The following is a 3,946-nucleotide window of genomic DNA, read 5'->3' as shown; positions in this document are numbered from 1 at the left end:
CGGAAAATCCGCTGCTGAATGGAATGTTTTGTTATATTTGTAATGGCTTGGTGTTAGTGCAACGCCACTGAGAGCAAGCCGCAGAACGTTGTAGGCAAGTTTAACGCAAAACGCAAGAAAAATTGAAACTAACCAAAAAATTATAAAATGAAAAAACAATTTTTATTTACCTTATTTGCAGTATTTAATATTTTTTTTTCTTATTCACAAAATACAAAAATAGTAATTTTGGATAGCATATCAAACTTGCCAATAAAGTACGCTAATGTGAATTTCCTAAATGGCTTTGGTGTTTTTTCAAATGAAAATGGGAGCATTATGATTTCTGATTTGAATGTTAATTCAATTGAAATATCTCACGTTTCTTATGAATCTAAAAAAATAGATTTAAAAAAAATAAACAACTCAATTGTACTTTTAAACCCAAAAATCATAAACTTAGATGAAATTGTTATTAAAAAGGAACAATTGAAATTACTAAAAACAATAAATTCAAAGCCAAAAGTTCATAGTAATTATAAAGAAATGTATTTTAGTGCAATTGGCTTAAAATTAGCTTTTAAAATAAATTCACCTGATAACAAAATAAACTTCTTAAAAAGTATTGAAATTCCTTTATTTAAAAAGTCAAATGATGCAACAAAAGGTCCTTATCTAGAAAAACAATATCCATATAAAACGTTGATAAAAGTAGAAATATTAGAATCTGTAGATGATAAACCTGGAGAAAATTTATATGATTACAATAAGTATGAAATAATCAATTCAGAGCGTTTAAATGATGCTTTTATCTCAACGTTTGAAAAAAGCATTAAAATTCCCGAAAAAGGTTTGTTTGTTGTAGTAACATTCATTGGAAAAGTTGATGAAAATAACTTATTAATTGCTGAAATGCCTTATGACATCAACTTAAAATATCCTGATAAAAAATTTATAAAATGGATTCTACCAAACATTCCAATTACCGCAAGGGAAAAAAATACTAAAACATTCTTCAGATTTGATTACGAAACAGAATCGAATTGGAAACAATTCGAAAAACCTATTATCTATGACAAAAATAAAGAATATCCAATTTTTGATATCGGAATTGGTTACAAAATTGATTTAATGGAATAAAAACCTGCCTACAACAGCTACTACAACGGATTTGGGCAATAGGCTTAATGGAAAGCTGGTCTTGTATTTGGGATGATTTGGCAAATCCGAAAATAGGGCTTAATTTAGTCCCAAACCCGCTGTAGTAGCGGGACGTTATGCCCAATGCCACGAGCGACCGCACAGAAAATGAACGAAAGAAAAAAATATGAATTTTTTAACTCAAAATAAAAATAAAGTTGTAATTTTGGACATCATTAGTCTAAAACAAATTTGTCCAAATGAGTAATTTAAGCGAAATACTAAAATCGGCACGAGAAGAGAAAAAACTCATCTTACGAAAAGTTGCTTCCGAACTTGACATTGACCAATCTTTGATTAGTAAATTTGAAAAAGGAGAACGTAAACCGACAAAGGAACAGCTTATTAAACTTGCCGACTTTTACAATTTACCTAAACAAGATTTATTAATTGACTGGTTTTCAGATAAAATAATCTACGAATTGAAAGACGTTGATTATGCTAATGATATTTTAATCGTTGCAGAAGAAAAAATTAAATATCAAAAAGCAAATCAAGATGCAGTATAAATTTATAGACTTATTCGCAGGAATTGGAGGTTTTAGAAAAGGTTTTGAAGATGCAGGTTTCAAATGCGTATTCACATCTGAAATAAATCCTCAATGCCAACAAGTTTACGAAACAAACTTTGGCGACAAACCTTTTGGAGATATTACAAAAATTAATCCGACAGACATTCCAGACTTTGATATTTTATTGGGTGGTTTTCCTTGCCAACCTTTCAGTATATCAGGCAAAAAAATGGGTTTTGAAGATACGAGAGGAACTTTATTTTTTGACATTTGCCAAATAATTGACAAAAAACAACCAGGTGTTGTTGTTTTAGAAAATGTAAAACATTTAATTCATCACGATAAAGGAAGAACTTTTACAGTCATATTAAAAGCATTAATGGATTTGGGTTATAACGTAACCCATAAAATTTTAAATGCAAAAGATTTTGGACTTCCTCAAAACAGAGAACGAATTTTTATCATTGCTACAAAAAAACATTATTTTGATTTTGCAAAATTGAAAAGAAAAAAGAAAGTAATATTGAGAGATTTTTTAGACACAGAGGGTAACTTTGAGTTTATAGATAAATCAGAATACACATTAATTGAAACACCAAAAAACCAAGAAAGTGGTTTGATTTTCGTTGGTTATAGAAATAAAAATATTTGGCAAAAAGGCGTTAGAGAAAATACCGAACACCTTTCAAGAGTTCACAGACAGCCAAATAGAATTTATTCAATAGACGGAACTCACCCAACTATTCCATCGCAAGAAACAGCAGGAAGGTTTTTTATTTACATTCCCGAGTTAGACGCAGTTAGAAAACTAACAATAAATGAATGTTATAAAATAATGGGCTTTCAGCCCAATTTTATAAAACATTCAAATGTTGGAGAACAATATAAACAAATTGGCAACTCTGTTGCAATTCCAGTAATTAAAGCTATTGCCGAAAGTATAAACGAACAAAAATTATTAATTGATGAACCACAAAGACAAGTTGTTGGAGATTTACAAACTCTCTTATTCGCTTAAAAACATAAAAGATGTAAACAAAGAAACAATAGGTTTTATTAAATCTATTGGAGAAAAGATTAATACTCAAAAAGGAGTTTTTACTGTTTTAGTAACATTGATTACTCATAAAATTATAGACCCAAAACAAGATGTTAGGAAACACCAAACGAGTATGAAAGGTGGTTTTTCGGGTCGTTCAATTGACTTTGTCCACATTACACCAACATTAAAAGAACTTGGTTTGCCCTCTATGGCTGAAAGTGGTTGGCTAACTCGTTCTTTGGAACAGCCATATCCTTACAATTTAGATTATAATGGTAAAATTAGTAACAAAGTAGTCAAAGAAGCATTTTTAAATATTCTTGACTTTGTTGAGAAAAATCCAACATCTGCTACAAATGTACTTCGCCTTTTATTAGCCGAGGCAATATCATCAAAAAATGATGCAATTGTAGCAATTGTGCCGTTAGAAAATCCTGAAAAACTTACAATTGAAAATATAATAAAAGCATTAGACGAACATTTTAGAACTAAATATGCAACTCACGGAGGCTCAAAACTTCCAGTTTTGGCTTTTTTCGCAATCTATAAAAGTCTAATCAAAGAAATTGGAAGGTACAAGGAATGTAGTTTAGCTGAAATGGGTAGTCATACTGCATCAGACAGAACTTCAAAATCGGCAGGCGACATTGAAATTTTCAAAAAGAAAAACTTGTTTGAAGCAATTGAAATAAAATTAGACAAAGCAATTGATGTAACTATGGTAAGAATTGCAATTGAAAAAATTGCTCGATACAATCCAGACAGATATTACATTCTGTCCTACATCGGCATAAAAGAAAGCGACAATTTAGAAATTGCAGACTTGATAAATGAATTAAAATTAGAACACGGTTGCCAAATTATTATAAATGGACTTTTACCAACTATCAAGTATTATATGCGTTTGATTACTTCATTAGACGAGTTCATAAAAAACTATAGCAATCTTATTGAAAATGACACAGAAATAAAGAAAATACATAAAGAAAAATGGAACGAATTAATAGACAAGCACTTGAAATAAAAGGCACTAGGGCATAACAGCAGTTTGGCAAAATGGCGGGTTCAGTGCTAAATTGAACATTCGGTTTTCAAATGAACATTAGTACTAAAATGAAATTAAGTGCTTCAAAATCCGCTACTTCGCCAAGCTGCGGAACGTTGTGTGCAACATATTTTCCGAACTTACGCCGAAAGCTTCTCTCCTATTTTT

General features: G+C 30.3%; 4 protein-coding genes. All 4 read left to right on the top strand.

Features of this window, described 5'->3' with window-relative positions; all coding sequences use genetic code 11:
* Positions 1–147: 147 nt before the first annotated feature.
* The 4 genes from GFJ99_RS13090 to GFJ99_RS13670 all read left to right on the top strand — a co-directional run bounded on the left by GFJ99_RS13090 (position 148) and on the right by GFJ99_RS13670 (position 3,757).
* Positions 148–1,119 carry a hypothetical protein gene (locus GFJ99_RS13090; protein ID WP_153209467.1) on the top strand — a complete coding sequence of 324 codons (972 nt, stop codon included), beginning with the start codon at positions 148–150 and terminating at the stop codon, positions 1,117–1,119.
* 260 nt (positions 1,120–1,379) lie between these two features.
* Entirely contained in the window at positions 1,380–1,688 is a 309-nt protein-coding gene (locus tag GFJ99_RS13085; RefSeq protein ID WP_089081803.1) for a helix-turn-helix domain-containing protein, read from the top strand.
* Positions 1,678–2,709, top strand: a complete 1,032-nt coding sequence (gene dcm / locus GFJ99_RS13675; RefSeq protein ID WP_203228795.1) for a DNA (cytosine-5-)-methyltransferase — start codon at positions 1,678–1,680, stop codon at positions 2,707–2,709. Before GFJ99_RS13085 ends, dcm begins: the two co-directional genes overlap by 11 nt.
* Positions 2,657–3,757 (top strand): hypothetical protein, encoded by a 1,101-nt coding sequence (locus GFJ99_RS13670; protein ID WP_203228794.1) that lies wholly within the window; start codon positions 2,657–2,659, stop codon positions 3,755–3,757. The genes dcm and GFJ99_RS13670 overlap by 53 nt, the downstream gene beginning before the upstream one ends.
* Positions 3,758–3,946 lie beyond the last annotated feature (189 nt).

Origin of the sequence: Flavobacterium sp. LMO6 (assembly GCF_009495795.1) — a bacterium.
Lineage (GTDB): Bacteria > Bacteroidota > Bacteroidia > Flavobacteriales > Flavobacteriaceae > Flavobacterium.
Note: the sequence above shows the minus strand (reverse complement) of the source record. Positions and strands in the feature narration are given on the sequence as shown.

Bases quoted from the DNA above. Each gene is read 5' to 3' on its own strand.
- GFJ99_RS13090 (WP_153209467.1), top strand. From the start codon at position 148: ATGAAAAAACAATTTTTATTTACCTTATTTGCAGTATTTAATATTTTT.
- dcm (WP_203228795.1), top strand. From the start codon at position 1,678: ATGCAGTATAAATTTATAGACTTATTCGCAGGAATTGGAGGTTTTAGA.
- GFJ99_RS13085 (WP_089081803.1), top strand. From the start codon at position 1,380: ATGAGTAATTTAAGCGAAATACTAAAATCGGCACGAGAAGAGAAAAAA.
- GFJ99_RS13670 (WP_203228794.1), top strand. From the start codon at position 2,657: ATGAACCACAAAGACAAGTTGTTGGAGATTTACAAACTCTCTTATTCG.